This is a genomic window from Paenibacillus mendelii (assembly GCF_024498075.1).
Taxonomy (GTDB): domain Bacteria; phylum Bacillota; class Bacilli; order Paenibacillales; family Paenibacillaceae; genus Paenibacillus_Z; species Paenibacillus_Z mendelii.
On sequence record NZ_JANHOF010000001.1, the window covers coordinates 846,689 to 863,656 of the forward strand.

Annotated in this window: 14 protein-coding genes, 1 tRNA gene and 1 pseudogene; 3 read left to right on the top strand and 13 right to left on the bottom strand. The window is 54.4% G+C overall.

From position 1 onward, the window contains the following. The first annotated feature begins 77 nt into the window (after positions 1-77). Complete coding sequence (locus NNL21_RS03645) at positions 78-518, top strand: carboxymuconolactone decarboxylase family protein (protein ID WP_204816079.1); 441 nt, start codon at positions 78-80, stop codon at positions 516-518. Between the two features lie 103 nt (positions 519-621). On the opposite strand, the gene NNL21_RS03650 is transcribed toward NNL21_RS03645, so the two are convergent. The 11 genes and pseudogenes from NNL21_RS03650 to hrpB form a co-directional block, all read right to left on the bottom strand. Continuing rightward, the gene (locus tag NNL21_RS03650) at positions 622-1,146 is read right to left on the bottom strand and encodes an antibiotic biosynthesis monooxygenase (protein ID WP_309145310.1); all 525 of its coding nucleotides are present in this window, start codon (positions 1,144-1,146) and stop codon (positions 622-624) included. 3 nt (positions 1,147-1,149) lie between these two features. Then, positions 1,150-1,539: pseudogene (locus NNL21_RS03655) on the bottom strand (ankyrin repeat domain-containing protein); the annotation flags it as partial. Between the two features lie 95 nt (positions 1,540-1,634). Next, complete coding sequence (locus NNL21_RS03660) at positions 1,635-2,456, bottom strand: ABC transporter ATP-binding protein (RefSeq protein WP_204816081.1); 822 nt, start codon at positions 2,454-2,456, stop codon at positions 1,635-1,637. Further along, positions 2,453-3,484, bottom strand: a complete 1,032-nt coding sequence (locus NNL21_RS03665; protein ID WP_204816082.1) for a FecCD family ABC transporter permease — start codon at positions 3,482-3,484, stop codon at positions 2,453-2,455. Before NNL21_RS03665 ends, NNL21_RS03660 begins: the two co-directional genes overlap by 4 nt. Positions 3,485-3,488: 4 nt before the next feature. After that, positions 3,489-4,766 (bottom strand): ABC transporter substrate-binding protein, encoded by a 1,278-nt coding sequence (locus NNL21_RS03670; protein WP_204816083.1) that lies wholly within the window; start codon positions 4,764-4,766, stop codon positions 3,489-3,491. 373 nt (positions 4,767-5,139) lie between these two features. Further along, complete coding sequence (locus NNL21_RS03675) at positions 5,140-5,499, bottom strand: Lin0512 family protein (RefSeq protein ID WP_204816084.1); 360 nt, start codon at positions 5,497-5,499, stop codon at positions 5,140-5,142. A 63-nt stretch (positions 5,500-5,562) separates the two neighbouring features. Next, on the bottom strand, positions 5,563-6,648 hold the full coding sequence (locus NNL21_RS03680) for a DUF3900 domain-containing protein (protein WP_204816753.1): 1,086 nt from the start codon (positions 6,646-6,648) through the stop codon (positions 5,563-5,565). Between the two features lie 225 nt (positions 6,649-6,873). Then, positions 6,874-7,803: an EcsC family protein gene (locus NNL21_RS03685; protein ID WP_204816085.1), complete on the bottom strand. Its 930-nt coding sequence runs from the start codon at positions 7,801-7,803 to the stop codon at positions 6,874-6,876. Between the two features lie 135 nt (positions 7,804-7,938). After that, complete coding sequence (locus NNL21_RS03690) at positions 7,939-10,014, bottom strand: HelD family protein (protein ID WP_204816086.1); 2,076 nt, start codon at positions 10,012-10,014, stop codon at positions 7,939-7,941. Positions 10,015-10,223: 209 nt separating this feature from the next. Then, entirely contained in the window at positions 10,224-10,496 is a 273-nt protein-coding gene (locus tag NNL21_RS03695; protein WP_305880621.1) for a DUF1294 domain-containing protein, read from the bottom strand. Between the two features lie 31 nt (positions 10,497-10,527). Continuing rightward, positions 10,528-13,011: an ATP-dependent helicase HrpB gene (gene hrpB, locus NNL21_RS03700; protein ID WP_204816087.1), complete on the bottom strand. Its 2,484-nt coding sequence runs from the start codon at positions 13,009-13,011 to the stop codon at positions 10,528-10,530. Positions 13,012-13,252: 241 nt separating this feature from the next. Between hrpB and NNL21_RS03705 the strand changes: the two genes are divergently transcribed. Then, positions 13,253-13,329: transfer RNA gene (locus tag NNL21_RS03705), tRNA-Asp, on the top strand. A gap of 305 nt (positions 13,330-13,634) precedes the next feature. Beyond that, the gene (gluQRS, locus tag NNL21_RS03710) at positions 13,635-14,606 is read left to right on the top strand and encodes a tRNA glutamyl-Q(34) synthetase GluQRS (RefSeq protein WP_204816088.1); all 972 of its coding nucleotides are present in this window, start codon (positions 13,635-13,637) and stop codon (positions 14,604-14,606) included. Positions 14,607-14,620: 14 nt separating this feature from the next. Here the strand turns inward: gluQRS and NNL21_RS03715 are convergent, their stop codons facing one another. Both NNL21_RS03715 and NNL21_RS36450 read right to left on the bottom strand, forming a co-directional pair. Then, positions 14,621-15,334, bottom strand: coding sequence for an adenosylcobinamide amidohydrolase (locus tag NNL21_RS03715; RefSeq protein ID WP_204816089.1), 714 nt, complete (start codon positions 15,332-15,334; stop codon positions 14,621-14,623). After that, complete coding sequence (locus NNL21_RS36450) at positions 15,331-16,944, bottom strand: cobyric acid synthase (RefSeq protein ID WP_309145301.1); 1,614 nt, start codon at positions 16,942-16,944, stop codon at positions 15,331-15,333. Before NNL21_RS36450 ends, NNL21_RS03715 begins: the two co-directional genes overlap by 4 nt. Between the last annotated feature and the right edge of the window lie 24 nt (positions 16,945-16,968).

The window sequence follows — 16,968 nt, forward strand, 5'->3', positions numbered from 1 at the left end:
CACAAAATCAACCGTCCATCCGTCTTGTGTAGGAACGCTTATGAAACAACAGACCATTCAACAGGAGTGATGATGAAATGAGATTCAATTACCGTGACGCCAACCCGCAAGCCTTCCAAGCTTTGATCCGAATGGAACAGTACGCAAGCAGTACCGATATCGATCCCGCATTGAAGGAATTGATAAAAATCCGCGTCTCTCAGCTCAACGGCTGCGCCTTCTGCATCAACATGCACACCAAGGATGCGCGAAAACATGGTGAAACCGAACAGCGTCTATACTTGCTGAATGCATGGAGAGAAACCTCTCTCTATACAGCAGAAGAAAGAGCGGCATTGGCTCTAGCGGAAGCCGTCACCCGTATCGGTGACGCAGGCGTCACCGATGATCTATACGAGTCGGTAAGAGCGCACTTTAACGAGAAGCAGTTCGTCGACCTCATCTTTGTTATCAACACGATAAACAGCTGGAACCGGATGGGGATCAGCAGCGGCATGGAGCCTGGCGATTACGAATAAAGACTTAAGCTGCAATTGCCCAAAGAGGAAACCTCCGCTTCATGCGGGAGATTTCCTCTTTGGGCATTAACTTTAATGTAACGTTATCTACGGCTATATGAAATTATCCAACTTCCACAGCTGGTACAGACGGTACCTCGGGCAAGTGCGACACGACCACCGTATAAATCGTTACCTTGTTGCCGATAATCGGACCATGGGCAGCGGCATCACTGCCATGGGCCGAACCGGATGAGTGACTGCCATGGCCTGCGGTTGTGTCAGGATGGGGACTTCCATGAGCCATGTTCTCACGCTTCCCTTCACCGGCTGACGCCGAATGTGCCGACTCGTTGCCCGCTGCCCGTTCAGCTGCAGCCGCCTCGGCACGTCGTGCATGAGCATGCCGGAAAGAGTCGCTATTCGACCAGCCATGGAAGGCCTCCTCATTCTCCCATGTTGTGCACACACGGATTTCTTCGTTCCCTTGAGCATTCTTGGCATGGAGTACATCCATCCTGATGAATCCCGGGAAGGTATGTACGCTTTTGGGCGTCCGAAACCGCTCCATCACCCCTTCTGCATAGCCTGCACGCACTTCAATCACATTCTCAACTACGATCATGCCTTTATCGCCTCTCTCCTCCATCTTGTTAAGCGACTTCAGATAGTCAGCTACTTCCATGGCCTGCTCGCCGCCCATTAGAGCATGCTGCAGCAAAGGAATTCCATGAGGCCCTGCGGCAGCCGCCATACGCGGAAATCTGCCGATCATCGCCTTAACCAGCTCCAATTCACCCAACATTGCAGCGGCAAATACGTCCATCCGCGCTCCCTTGGAGAGCAGCCATTCCGCAATATCCCTCCTGCCGACATGCGATGCTGCGCCTAAAGCTGTCTCCCAATCATCACCGCCCCAATTCATAGAGGCATGCAGCAGTCCGGGTTCCTGCTCGAGAAGCGCTTGAACCTTATTCAAATCCGCGTGTGCCGCCCCTACAAACTCCCTTACTAAAGCCATATCCAGGCTCGCTCCTGCCATTATTTTCATTCCTCCCGATAATCCTTATTTGGTTTAAAATCATGCGGCAGCGCGCAACCGCTGAATAGCTGCGGGTATAAACGTCTATGTCCTCTTTACAGTGCCGCTGATGAGGCTTTCTCAGGATATGGTTGCTGTCTTACGACGCCGCAAGGGAGGTATACAGGCACACCCTCATCGTCGTAAACCTTCGCCTCGATGCCAAATACGTCACGAAAAAAATCCGTCTTGAACAACTCGGAGGGCCTTCCTTCCCGTACGACCGCGCCTTTCTTGACAGCGACGATTCGGTCGCAATAGCGGGCCGCCTGATTCAGATCATGCAGCACCATGATGACCGTAATTCCTTGCTCCCGGTTCAAACGCCGAATCAGCTCCATCAGCTCCAGCTGATGGGCAATATCGAGATAGGTTGTCGGTTCATCGAGCAGCAGCGTTTCCGGACTTTGAGCCATGCACATTGCAAGCCATGCACGCTGCCGCTCTCCGCCGGACAGCTCCAAGAGCGACCGGTGCTGCAGCGATTCCAGACTCGTCACCTGAAGCGCCCAATCCACCACGTCCTCATGCTTGCCCCTGCATTCCTCATACCATTTCAGATGAGGGTTCCGCCCCCTGCGAACGAGCTCGCGAACCGTAATATCGAGGGAGGACTCTTGGGTCTGAGCCAGCATTGTCAAGCGCCTTGCGATCTCCTTGGTGTTCATCCCAGCCATATTCTGTCCGCCCATCATGATGACGCCCCGCTCCGGAGGAACCAGTCTTGCCAGCATACGCAGCACAGTTGACTTGCCGGATCCGTTAGGCCCGACGATGCCGAGCCATTCGCCTGGGGCAACAGAGAGATCGAATCCGTCAACAACAGGCTCTGACCGGTAGCCGTATTTCAAATCGGATGCACACAGTGCATCGCTCATCTGTTAAGCCCCCTTCGAAGTAAGTAGAGAAAGAACGGCGCGCCGAGCAGCGCAAGCAGAATGCCAACCGGAAACTCAATCGGGTCAAACCAGCTGCGTGCAGCCGTGTCTGCCGCAATGACAAGCATACCGCCGCCTATAGCGGATATAGGCAATAAGAGCCGGTAATCGCTGCCTACCAACAGCCGCACGATATGCGGGACGACAAGCCCGACGAATCCGACCATGCCGACAATGCTGATTGCAGCTCCCGCCATGAAGGTCGAGAGCAGGATAATCCATAATCGTCCAGCTTCTACCTTGCTGCCCAGCACCTTCGCCGCATCGTCTCCAAGCACGAGCAGATTGGCCTGTTTAATTAAGAATATCGAAGCCATCATGCCTATTACCGTGTAGGGAAGCAGTGTCTCAAAGTGCGGCCAGCTTCGTCCATTCAGACTTCCCGACATCCACGGCAATACCGCCTGAACCTTCTCGCTGTTCAAAATCATTAATGCGGTCATTGCGGCTCCGAGCAGCGAATTCACAGCAACACCCGCCAGTATTAGCCGTAAGGGAGAGGCTCCCCCTTTCCATGAGAGCGCATAGACAACGATAGCTGCAGTCAGCGCCCCCGTGAATGCGGCGATTGGCAGAAAGGCGATTTGTTCGGGGAACAAAATCATGATGACGACAGCCGCCAAACCTCCGCCGGAGGATACGCCGATAATCCCGGGATCAGCCAGCGGATTGCGGAACACCCCTTGCAGGAAAGCACCCGCTGTCGCAAGGCAGATTCCTGCTAGCATGCCGGTTAAGATCCGGGGCAGCCGCAAGTTCCATACGATTTGCCTTGCTTCCGTATCCGTTGCGTGGAGAAGGGCGGTCCATACCTCTCCCGCAGGGATTGGTATGGAACCTGACATGAGACCAACAAGTACGGCGATAAGGAGCAGAGCTATACTACTGACACATACCGTAACATTGCGAATGAATCTAGGATTCCGTGCTCGCTCGGCTGCTGCTGGTTTCCATGCTACGATTGCCATCCTGTTACTTCACCTGAAGCAGCAGTTTATTCATCGTTTCGATTGCTTGCGGCGCCCTCAGGCCTGGATTCGCGGCGAACAAATCGGCAGGCAAGACCTCGAACTGCTCATTCTTCACGGCACCCAGACTCTTCCAAGCGGCATTTCCTTCGAACTGCTTCTTGAAGCTTTCCTTCACCTCGGCAGCATCACCGTGGGTAATCAACATAATGATATCGGGATTCGACGCAACGATGCGTTCCATGCTGAGCTCCGCATATTGGGGCATCGTATCCATCTTAGGGAATGAAGAAGCAACATTCTTACCTCCCGCTAATTCCAGGAAGCTGCCCGGATAACTAGTTGGCAGCGCCACGACGAAGCTGCCGGGCGAACCATAGACGATCAGCGTTTTCGGCTTCTCTTTCGGCTTGCTAAGCGAGTTCACCTTACTGTCCATTCCCTTGATCAGCTGCTCCGCTTTATTCTCCTGGCCTAGAATACGTCCATATAACCGAATGGAATTTTGGATTTCATCATACGAATTATGTGAATTGAACATCACTTGAGCGCCAAGCCGCTCGATCGTCGCCTGCTGAGATTTCAGGGATGGGCTGGCAATAACGAGATCGGGTTTAAGTGTCGCCAGCTTTTCGAACAGAATGCCATGTGTACTGCCAACCTCCGGGACAGATGCAGCCGCCTGAGGATACACAGCTCCGATGGCGGTTGGTCGCCCAACAACGGTGCTGCCGAGCGCGTAGATGATTTCCGTGTCTGATGAAGATAACGTCACAATACGGCTTGGTTTCTTCTTTAATGTAAAGGAACCCGAGCTCGTCTTAACGGTGAGGGTGCTGCTTAACTGCACCGTATTTATGCTTTTGTTATAGCTCACCCATTTGCCGAATGCCTCGGAAATAAGTCGGAGCGGCACGAAGGTTTTGCCGTTGATGAATACGGGTGCCGCATCCATCTGCGTTCGAACCCCGTTTATGTATGCGGAGGAAGATCCAACCGTAAGCTTCACATTCACGCTATCCCGGTCTGCCGAAATCGTCTTTGTTTTCGCATCCCATGAAGCCCTGCCTCCAAGCGCGCTAACGATTCCGCTATAGGGCACCAACGTCCGGTTGTTCACGATTCGCGGCTGTGTATCCAACGAAACCTCCCTTCCATCCAAAGTAACCTTAATCGGGCTGCTTGCCGCTGACGCCTTCGCGATCCCCCACTGTCCCGATGCAACTGGCGCAAGCAGCACCGCTGCAGCCAACAAACTATGAATCAAACCTTTACGCAACATTTCCCTGCCTCCTATTAATAATGATAATCAATATCATTTATGACTCCTTCATTTTATTGATAACGATTATCATTGTCAATGGATATTTTTAAATTTTTCCATATTCCTTTTTCCCTATTATTCTTGGTTTAGCTGCACCTCTTCTTACGATCATCTGTGATCCGCGATTCTCAGATTGAGCCATGCGCCATGCCTAAGCTATGCGGCTATTCGAACGCAAAAAAGCAGCTTTCGGCTGCTCATGCAGACAATTCCGCAATAAAGGGGGCCATTTTCTTCAAAATGGCTCTCCTGCGGAACGCCTTCATTCGATGCCAGAAGCTGCTTCATTCTATTCCTAAGACAATCCTGCAAGCCGCCGGGTTTCTTACGGCTAGTATCCCACTTCGACGGAAGCAATGACCACGTAGATCAAATCGTTCCGGTCCTGCTTGTCCTCCAGTACGATGCCGCTAGTGGTCAGCATCCCTCCATCCACTACCTCGATCGTCACTGAGCCATAAGGCAGCACCGCTCTGATGGCATCGAGATCAAGCCGTTCACGGTCGCAAGGGACCGCGAGCTTCACATTCACTTTCATCCGATCCAAGCTGCCCTCCGGAAGCACCGAAGGCAGGCCCGGCATTGAATTGTGGTGAATGGCATTCTGAACGGCGCGTACCGCTGCCTTGGTCACGTTCTGTCCATGCAGGTCGGTACCCATGCCGAGCTGTACAAAAAATAATTGTTCCATTCGTTACATGCCTCCCATGGCGATATTAATAAGACCGCTGCTCATGGCCGATCCATTCCTCATCTAGAACGGCGGCTCGTCATCTTCCTGCTTCTTCTTGCCGACCTGCTCCAAGACCTCCAGCAAATCGGGCGGCTGCAGCAGCTCGACTGGCAGCATGCTGCGGTCGAATTGAAAGCCGTCGCCTTCGATAAGAGCCACATAACGGCCGTTGTAGACGGCAAAATGAACCGAGTTTCCGAACTCGGCTAACGGCGCTTTCACCGATACGCCATCGAGCTTGAACGTCAGGCTCAAGTTCGGCTGCTGCTCCACAAGCCGCTCAGTCGCCACGGAGACCTGCTCTTGCGTCCACTGCTCCTGCAGCTCACGCTTCTCGCTATGCGCCCAGAGCTCATAGACATTCGCTTCCTGCTCCCGTTCTTCCCCCTCCTGCCCCTGCCACTTCTCCTCCATGTATTCCGATACGATGGTCAGCATATGCTCCGTCATAAGCTCAGGCATCGCCTTTTCGTAGCTGACGTAACGGAGAAAATCCTCGAAGTAGCGGGCATGGGAAGACTGATGGATTTTAAGCTCCCACGGCTCGAGAATGCCTTCCTCCGGCATGAATGGGTACTGGATTGATTTCATATTCCGGGCGCTGATGGCCATCTCGACATGCGATATCAGCTTTCTCTCGTCAGCAATGCGGGCAATCTTCGGCTCGAAATCGCATTTGAGAACAAACAGCAGCGGCTCGCTTGAAAACTTGACTGGTGTTGCCTGCACGACAATCAAGGCCCCGCCCCGAACAGCCGCCGCATCCATATACATCCGTACGAGCTCGTCCGCAAAGCCGTGGTACTCTTCCTTGCTGCCCGCTGATCTCAGCCGCTGCATAAGATTATAATTCGGGTTGCTATCCAGATCGTAGCCCGGCTCGGCGACGAACCGGCCAATCTTGGTCGGGGCCGCCTCCGTGTTCGGGTGACGCTCCGCCTTTCGCTTGCATATCCGTTGAAATTCCCCGTCAAGGAATGATTTCAATTCACTCTCGGCATACTCATCCTGGTCTAAGGTTTGAAAATGTTTGAACGTCTTCGCGGCTCCGTCAGGCCCTTCCGTCTGGATCACGAAGAACGATAAATAATGCACGGTAAAATCCATATCGCGGCTTCCCCTTTGCTCATGATCGATGACCATTAGCATAGCACATTTGCCGCCTGTGCGACACGCTTTGACAGGAAATGCATGCTCATCAGCGCATGGCTTGAAGACTACCCCCACTCATGAGCGCCCACCTTCCATGGGACTGTCTAACGCGAAGAAAGCCGCAATCCTCCCCGCGTCATGCGTCAGAAGATCGCGGCTTTCCGTTTGCTCGCTTGCCGTTTACTTGACCCCGGCTGCTTCGCCTAGCTTCAGTTGCTCCAGACGCTCAAGCAAGCGGCGCTTACTGTAGAGCATCCTTGCCGCCTCGGAGACATCCTGAAGCGTGCCCCGGTTGATAAAGGCACCGAACAGCATACCTGCGATCGGGATGAGCTGGAACAGCTTCTTCCAGCCGAAGTTGTCCCGGTAGGTCGTCATCACTTCGCGCCAGCCTTGAATTTGCGAGGCCATTTGGCCATGGGACTCCGGTTTCCCAAACAGTGCAAGCTGTTCCAGAATGGCTCGTTTGCCGACAATATCCGACGAGGCGAACTGCAGACATTTGACGGCGAAGACGCGCTCCTCTTTCTGCTTCGGATCATAACCGTAGCTAATCGCAATTTCCTGAATGACCTTCAGCGAAATACCGAGCAGCGCCGGGATATCGATAGCAAGCGTGAACAGTCCGCCAAAGCCCGTTGTCGCTCCTTGTACGGTCGCGAATTTTTTGCGGCTTTCGGAGAAATCTTCCGCAGTCTTGTTCATGCTCGCCAACGGCAGTCCTGCTGCCTCGTCAAGCGTCTGAACACCCAGCTTGCGCAGCACCTCCCGCTCGGAAATGATATATTGACCGCCGGTCTGCATAAAGCTGCCTACCTCGTCAAGCGCTTGTCCGACCTTCTGCTGGAGAAACCGCGGCGTCAGCTTGTCGAGCAGCATAAAGGGGATCCTCCCGAGCTTCTCCCAAAAAAAGATGTCCTTCTGCTCTCGTTCCCATTGCATAATCTTCTGCAGCGCTGCGTACAGCTCTTCCTTCGTCTCAGGCACCGGAATAGGAGCTCTATTCTGCTCTTCGTTCCGATCCTGGCCCGTCAAGATCTCAGCGGGTGCCAGCTGCTGGCTTGTCACGCGTATATCGTTGTTATTTATCGGCCTATTGTCAGTCAACATCACTCAACTCCTTCATCCTGTCTTCCTGATCGTACGAATGACTGTACCGTTAGGATGCACAAAAAGTGAAAAACCCGCCCTAAGTCGGGCGGATCGTTATAAAAAGCGCTGCTATGAGCAGTCACGGTTGTCATGCTACGATTGGATGAGAGTAGTCAGCGGGCCTGCATGCAGCAGCTTGAGCTTATGCAAAGCGCGGGTGCAGCCGACGTACAGGAGCTTAGCGTCATCGGGTCCATATTGATCCGCATCGGCATCGGCAATGAAGACGGCGTCGAACTCGAGCCCTTTGGCTAAGTAGACCGGAACAACCGTCAGCCCGCCGCCATACGCTTCCTGCTTGCTGCGCACCAGCGAAGCATGCAATCCCTCCGCTTGTAGATGCTCCCATATCGCTTCGCAAGATTTGGCCGTACGGCCCAAGATGGCTATCGTCCGGTATGATCCCTCTTCGATCCATTCTCTTACTGCCGCGCTTATATGGCTCAAGCGTTCTGTCTCGCTGCACGCTACGACGTCGACCGGCTCGCCGCTGCGGAATACCGGTGCCGCGGGCTTGACGTTGTCTCCCATGCCCCGAAGCACCTGGTTGGCAAAGTCGATAATTTCCATGGTCGACCGGTAACTGCGGTCCAGCTCGAAATACCCGCTGTCATCCAAATCAAACAGTGCCGTCAGTTCGATCCAGCTGTGAATACCAGCATAGCCGTGTATCCCTTGCTGGAGATCGCCAAGCACCGTCATGGACGGCTGGCGCTGGCATAGCCTTAGCGATTCAAGCTGGAATGGCGAATAGTCCTGGGCTTCGTCAATAACGACATGATCATACGTCGGTTGATCCGAGCCATACAATCGCAGCTGAATGTAAACAAGCGGCGCCAAATCCTCCGGAGCAGCCGTTCCCTGCTTCATCCGCTTCTTCGTCAAGGTCCGCACATCGGCCGGCAGCATTGCCGCGACTGACTCGTCGTCCATGAGCGAAGCATACAGCTGGGCAGCCGTGAAGGACGGAATTTTCTTGCTGTAGGCATTAAGCTTGGCGCCCGCTTTGGTCTTGACCTTGGAATCGGTCATCCGCCGGTTCTTCCACTCGGATTCGAACCAACGCTTCAAGCGGCTGACTAGACGTGTGCGGCGTTTCATTAACGGTTCATTGCTCTCATCCGTCAGCACCCAGCTCTTGATGACATCCGGCGTTAATACCATACCTTCAATCGGCTCGAACGGCTGCTGCGGCAGCAGTGTCGCTTCCATGCTCGCAAGCTTGGCGTCGACCGCCTGCTTGAAGAGCATGCTTCCCTTCAAACGGCCCGGAGCGCGTTCCATCTCCTCCCGCGTCCTTGGCTGCTCGAACCAGTAGGCCAGCGAATCCGAGCTTTCATCAATCTGGACTGTTTTTTGCAGCTGCTCGATGGCCCACTCCGTATACGTGGTCTGCATAATATCGCCTACGCCCAGTTCCGGCAGTACCCCGGAGATATAATCGAGGAACATTCGGTTCGGCGCAAAAATGACCATCCGTTCCGCCCGGATCCGGTCGGCGTATTGATAGAGCAGGAAAGCAAGGCGATGGAGCGCAACCGTTGTTTTACCGCTTCCGGCAACGCCCTGGATAAATACCGCTTTATTCTTCTCGGTCCGGATGATGCGGTCCTGTTCTTGTTGAATGGTAGACACGATATCACGCAGCCGGTTATCCTTGCTCTCTCCGAGCCGATAGAGCAGAAACTCGTCGGTAACCGATTCATCCTCCTGGCCTCTGACATAGCTGTCAACCAGACGGTCGAGCTTTCCCTCGCGGACCATCAGGTTCCGCTTCAGATGGATGGTGCCGCCAATTTCACCATCAGGAGAATCGTAGGCTACAGGGTCCTCCCCGCCGCTGAAAGCATAGAATAGGCTGGCAACCGGGGCACGCCAATCGATCACAAGCAATTCATTCGTTTTCTCGTGTGCGACGCCGGCTTTACCGATATAGAGCGGAGTCGGTTCCGTCTTCATGCCTTCTTGAAAATCAAGCCTCCCGAAGTAAGGCTCGCGATGGGAGACTTCCAATCGCTGCCTGCGCTGCTCCTTCTGCAGGTCGATCATTTGCTCGGTGAAATCGTCCCCCGTATACCGTGGACCAATAGCCCGAAGCTGAGTGCGAATATGCGACAGGACGTCCTCCAGCCGCTTCTCCTCGTGTTGAAAGGCACTTTGAATCGTCATTTCAGTTACCCCCCATTATGGATATGATTAGAAACCGATAGCCGCATTCGCATGCGGCTTAAGGTGTACATATAGGGTGAGCGCGGATCAATTCGCATTAAAACAAAGTCATCCGCGCTTCACGCGAATGACCAATATATCATACAGCATACGCAGCAGTCAATATCCCCCATATTCAGCCGGTCAATTCCAATCCCGCTGCCGCATTGTTATTCGAGCAGCCAGCGAAACAGCGCGATCACTGCACATATATGGATAATGAGCAGGACGGGCAATCCGACCGAAAACTTGGCATGCTTCGTTTTGTGACGGTATCTATGCATGGCAAGCCAAGCGCCTAACGAGCCGCCAACAGCTGCATAGGTGAGCAGCTGGCGCTCGGATATCCTTCGTTTGCGATGGAGCGCATAGGTTTTATCAATGCGCATCAAGGTGAATGCTGTAACGTTAATGATTACGAGATAGATGGCAATAACAATCATAGTTGTACTTCCCCTCCTGTATGGGTTCCGGCTACAAGCGCGGCTTGGCGCGGCTTGTCGGCGCGGCCTCCAGTGGATTGTCCGGCCAATAATGCTTCGGATAACGGCCTTTTAAATCTTTTTTCACTTCAAAGTAAGCCTGCTCCCAGAAGCTCGTCAAATCATTGGTAACCTGAACCGGCCGATGTGCGGGGGAAAGCAGATGAATCGTAATCGGCAGCTTTCCTCCTGCGATCCGCGGCGTTTGCCGCAGGCCGAACAGCTCCTGCAGCCGGACTGCAAGAGCAGGGGCTTCGGGATTGCTGTAATCGACAGGTATGCGTGACCCGCTGGGCACAGTTAGGTGCGTCGGCACTTCTTTCTCCAGCGTCTCCCGCTCCTGCCATGAGAGGCGGCTTTCCAGTATGGAGGTCAGATTCAGCTTGCCCAGATCGGCACGGCTTCGCATACCGCCGATATAAGGGCCTAGCCACTCCCGCAGCGTGTCGATCAGCATGCTGTCCGAAACATCCGGCCATTCCGGGTTATGATGATGCATCAGCTCTATCCGGGCCTGAAGCTGTCTCGATGCCTTCGTCCACGGCAGAATGGCGATTCCATGCGTCATGATCCCTTCCATCAAGGCTTGCATGACAAGCTCCGGGTCCGGGTCTGGGAGAGGTCCTTCCTTCAGTACGATCGCGCCGATCCGCAGCCTGCGGCGAGCGCGAACCGATTCGGATGCACGGTCCCACTTGACCTCCTGCTCGATATCCAGCTGCTCGGCGCAATGAAATTCCAGCTCCTCCTGCGTGATGGGAGCTGCCAGGCGGATCCGGCTGTCGGTCCCCCCGTCCTCAAGCTCCGCGACTGCCAAATAAGCCGCCCCGGATAAGGATTGGAGTTCTGGAACTACCGCGCCCCTGCCGCTGCGAAGCAGAAACCGGCCATCTCCGCGCCGCTGTGCAATCCGGTCCGGATACGCCATTGCAAGTAAAATCCCACAGCTATTCGAGCTGCCGCCTCCTGCGGCCTTGCGTACACCGACTGCCCGCATCCACTGACTAGCTTCATTCGCGATGCGGCGTATGGCGGTTTCATCTGCTTCTCCAGCCGAATGACCGCCATGCAGCGCTTCCTGGCGCAGCCGCACATCTACGCTTCGGCTGCCTGGCAGCAAATCACGATCGCTCAACAGGGCAGCAAGCTCGCAAGCCTCGGCCCCAATCCCGAGCTCCACAGCCTTCAGCACCATATGCGATAGACGTGGATGCATGCCCAGCTCCGCCATAGCTTTACCATGCGATGTCAGCTTGCCCGGGTGCAGCTGATCAAGTGCGCCCAGCTGGTTTAACAGCTCCACGGCATGCTTATATGCGCCAATGGGCGGCAGGTTCAACCATTGCAATTCCTCTGGATCGCCAACGCCCCATGCGGCAAGCTCAAGTGCCAGCGGCGCCAAATCCGTATTCATCAGCTCAGGATCACTCTGCGGCTGCAGTTGACGGTGCTCCTGCTCTGACCATAGCCGGTAACAGACGCCCGGTGCTTCACGGCCTGCGCGGCCTCGCCGTTGATCGGCGGATGCCGCAGATACCGGCACCGTCTCCAGACGCGCCATCCCCGTCCTCGGAGAGAATCGGGGTATTCGGCTAAGCCCGCTGTCGACCACGATTCGCACACCCTTGACGGTAACGCTCGACTCCGCAATGGAAGTAGACAATACGATTTTCCGTTCGCCGGGTGCAGATTCCGCCACCGCATGATCCTGCGCTTCGGGAGAGAGATTGCCGTATAGCGGCGTGATCCGGATTTCCGCACCCAAGGACATCGATGCCAATAGACTATGTACACGGCGTATCTCACCGGCTCCAGGCAAGAACACCAGCGCATCTCCATCATGCCGCTGAATGGCCGATGCCACCGTCCGCGCTGCCGCATCCTCGATCCGGCCCATACTCGGACCTGCCAAGTAATGCGTATCGACCGGGTATGCCTTCCCTTCGCTGATCACGATAGGAGCTCCCCCCAGCAATTCTGAGACGGAAGCGGTATCGATCGTAGCCGACATGACCAGCAGCCGCAGATCGTCCCTCAGCAGCGATTGGGTTTGCAGGCATAGGGCAAGACCCAGATCGGAGTGCAGATGACGTTCATGAAACTCGTCAAAAATAACAATGCCTATCCCTTCAAGCGCCGGGTCGGATTGGAGCATTCTCGTTAAGACCCCTTCGGTAATGACCTCGATTCGCGTCTTCGGTCCAATCCTGGTATCCAACCGAACCCGGTAGCCGACCGTTTCACCTACCTGCTCTCCAAGCTGGGCAGCCATATATCTCGCAGCCGATCGGGCTGCGATCCGTCTTGGCTCCAGCATAACGATACGCTGCCCGTCCAACCAAGGCGCGTCCAGCAGGGTTAGCGGCACGCGAGTCGTCTTACCCGCACCGGGAGAAGCTGCAAGCACGGTGCTCTTATGTTCGTTCAATCGCTCCATCAATTCCGGCAGTATTGCATCTATCGGTAAGTGTCCCATCTATTCTTCCCCTTAATCTATCGGCTGACGCCCAAGCCGCAGCTATATAGCCGCGGCAGCTGCATCCCTAATTATAGTAACGTTAGCGGACAAAAGAAAGTTGAGTTCAAACGGGCATCGTCTGCTGACTTTTTAATGGCAGTAGATAATCTATTTATATTAGACTCCTTTATCTATGATAAGAAAATAATAGTTGCACACCGCTCGTTATTCGTGGTAAATTCTTTATGTCTTTATTCGCGGAGCTGTGGTGTAGAGGCCTAACATGCCTGCCTGTCACGCAGGAGACCGCGGGTTCGAATCCCGTCAGCTCCGCCATTATTTTATTATATGAGCCGAATTTTAGGAGCAGGAGCGCAAGCGTCCCTGCTCTTTTTTGTCGGTTAAACCATACAAATACGTGTAAACTATACCTATGCTTCCGCAGCAAGTTTTGCTGCGTTGTCTATTCAGAGGAGTATCGCTTCACAAAACTAAGCCTATGCTTCCGTAGCGAGTTTTGCTGCGTTGTCTATACAGAGGAGTATCGCTTCACAAAACTAAGCCTATGCTTCCGCAGCGAGTTTTGCTGCGTTGTTTATTCAGGGAGTATCACTTCACAAAACTTTTAGGAGCTGGTAGACATGACGTTGACTCCGGTACGAGGACGATTTGCACCGACGCCTTCGGGGCTCATGCATATCGGCAATATGCGGACCGCCCTTATCGCCTGGCTGCAGGTCCGCAGCGCGGGCGGGCAATTCGTGCTGCGCATGGAAGATATCGACAAGCCGCGCTGTCGCCCGGAGCTTGCAGAGCAAGCGCTTGCCGACCTGAAGTGGCTCGGTCTGGATTGGGATGAAGGACCGGATATCGGCGGCCCATTCCCCTCTTATGTCCAGAGTGAGCGTGAATCGTTATATAGGGATGCGTTAGATAAGCTTGAGCAAGAAGGCAGACTCTACCCCTGCTTCTGCACCCGGGCTGAGCTGTTGATGGTTGCAAGCGCCCCTCACGGCTTGAACAGCGAAGGGCCGGTTTACCCCGGAACATGCAGGCTTCTCTCCAATGAACAGCGCGAAGAGCGAAGTCGTGATAAAACCCCTTCGCTCCGAATGGCTTCACCCGGCCATGATATTTGCTTCCAAGATCTTGCGGCAGGGCCGCAGCGCTTTCCTGCCGATGCGGTCAGCGACTTCGTCGTGAAGCGCGCAGACGGTATTATTAGTTATCAGCTGGCCGTCACGATTGACGATGCCGCCATGCGCATAACCGATGTGCTTCGAGGATACGATCTCCTTGACTCTACTCCGCGGCAGCTGCTGCTCTACGAGGCCTTAGGCCTCCCTGCGCCAAGATTCACCCATATTCCGCTTTTGATGGGGCAGGACGGCAAGCGGCTTGCCAAGCGGCATGGCGGCATGGCAATAGCCGCCATGCGGGCAAACGGCGTCCATGCCGAGCACCTTGTCGGATGGATAGCCGCGCACAGCGGTTTAATCGATAAGCCTGAGCCCGTCCGTCCCCATGATCTTATTCAGGAGTTCAATCTGGACCGTATTCCGAAGGATCCCGTGACCGTAACCGACCTTATGCTTCAATCGCTGCTCGGCTAGAACGAACCCTTTCTCTAAGGCTCGCTGCGAGTCGCGACGGACTCATATACCGTTTCGTACACGAGTCTCCCGATTGCATTGCCGATCGTTGTTGCCGCACCTGCATATAAGTGCTGGCTTTCGTACCGGTCGGATTGACTAACCGCAACGAGGATCGCATCAGTCGTTGTGCCTGTAGCATGGCCTCCAATCAGTGGATCGGCAATATCCAGCTCCTGCAGAGCAGCAGCTTTCGCTTCGGTAGCCATAATGACGGCATTCACCATAGCGGAGGATGACATTCTTCCGTCAATCATCAAGAAGATATTGATCGTTCCTGCCGTATACGCCGAGAAGGACGGCCGGCGAACGCCCGCTCTTGCGGCATTGCCTATTCCGGAAGTCGTCAGACAGACGATCGCGAACTGATCCCCTGCTTCTTCCAGGACAGATGCATGTGTTAGTTTAGCGGCTGTCATATAACCGACGGTTGTTCCTTCCGGATACCCCCATTCTGCAAACATGCTCCGAAAATCATGTACGGGATCGCCGCAATCATAATCTAACGGCACCTTCCAGTTAACGAACCGCTCTGCGAGACCAAGCCCGCCCCCATACACGGCACTGCTCAGCGATTGGAGCGGATTCTTGCTGCTGATTACGATCCGTTCTTCATGCCACTCGATCGTTAAGTCCGGCCATGCCTGCGATGTGTAGAAAGACGTTTTATTCCGAAAAGGCTGACTCACGACGGACTCCCTTCACTAATACCCATTGCTACTTTCAAGCGCTTGATGTCTACATGGCTGCGTACATGCTCAGATAGCCGCCGGAACGACTGCTCTCGCTGATCGCGGATGTGAACCGTTATGGGCAGCGGCTTCCAGCCACGAGCTTCCCGCAATCGATTTACCCACGCCCGCCGAAGCTCATCATTGTGCATGACTCCGTGAAGGAACGTCCCCCAGACATGACCGTCCGAAGATGATATCCCCTCTGCAGCAGCGTTCTCCTCCTCGAATGCCCGCAAGCGGAATGGCCTCGTCCAAGAATGTGAATGATCCAGCTCCCCATCAATCTTCTCTAGATGGTCTGAAGCCGTAAGATCGACGGATCCCATATGGATTTCATACCCTTCCACCTGGTACTCGCCGCCCAGCCCGGGGATATTTGCCCTCCCTTCCACTCGTACCGTTCTTTTCTCCGCTGCGAACACGACATTGAACGGAAACCAGCCGAGCCCATCCGACATGTCCAGATCCGATTCGGTATGGAATGGATCGAGAAGACGCTGGCCAAGCATCTCATAGCCACCGCAAATCCCGACGACATGGCCGCCGCTGAGGCGATAACGTTCCAATAAATCGGCCAGCCCGCTTTCACGCAGATAAAGGAGGTCGTCCACGACGTTTTTACTGCCGGGGATAATGACGGCATCCGGGGCTCCCCATTGCTGCGGGGTGGACACATAACGAATGCCAACATCCGCTTCCTTATAGAAAGGATCAATATCCGAGAAATTGGAGATATGGGGGAGTCGAATGACCGCAAGATCGATCCTGTTCTCATTCTTACCATTATTCATAGTCGGCTCCGCTCTAAGCTTGCTATCCAGAGACAGTGAATCCTCGTCCTCCAGGCCAAGCTCCGGCAGATAAGGAACAACGCCCAGCACCGGCTTTCCGGTTTTAGCCTCCAGCCAGTCCAGTCCTGGGGTAAGCAGCGATACATCGCCTCGAAACTTGTTGACGATAAACCCGCATATCCGATCCCTCTCGTGAGGCTCGAGCAGCTCCAGCGTGCCGACGATGGAGGCAAACATTCCGCCACGGTCAATGTCAGCGACCAATATGACCGGTGCATCCGCCCAGGCAGCGGCCTGCATGTTCACGATATCCCGGTCCTTCAAGTTGATTTCCGCCGGACTTCCCGCTCCTTCCAGGACGACAATGTCATAAGCCGCTCTCAAGTTCGCGAGCGATGCCGTTACAATCTCCTTTGCTTCAGCCAACACCTGCTCGCGGTATACCTTTGCTTCATAGTCGCCGAGCGGCTTCCCATGAATAATGACCTGTGAAACCATATCCTTCTTGGGCTTAAGCAGAATCGGATTCATATCCGTCGTCGCCAATATCCCGCATGCGTCGGCCTGCATGCCTTGTGCACGCCCAATTTCCTTGCCATCCCATGTAACATAGGAGTTCAATGACATATTCTGCGATTTAAAAGGCGCCACCCGGAACCCGTCCTCCGACAATATACGGCACAATGCCGTGGTGATAATGCTTTTGCCGACATCCGAAGCCGTACCCTGAACCATGATCGTACGAGCAAGAGCAATCCGCTGCTCATTCATCATTTACACACTCCTCTCGTTACCGGG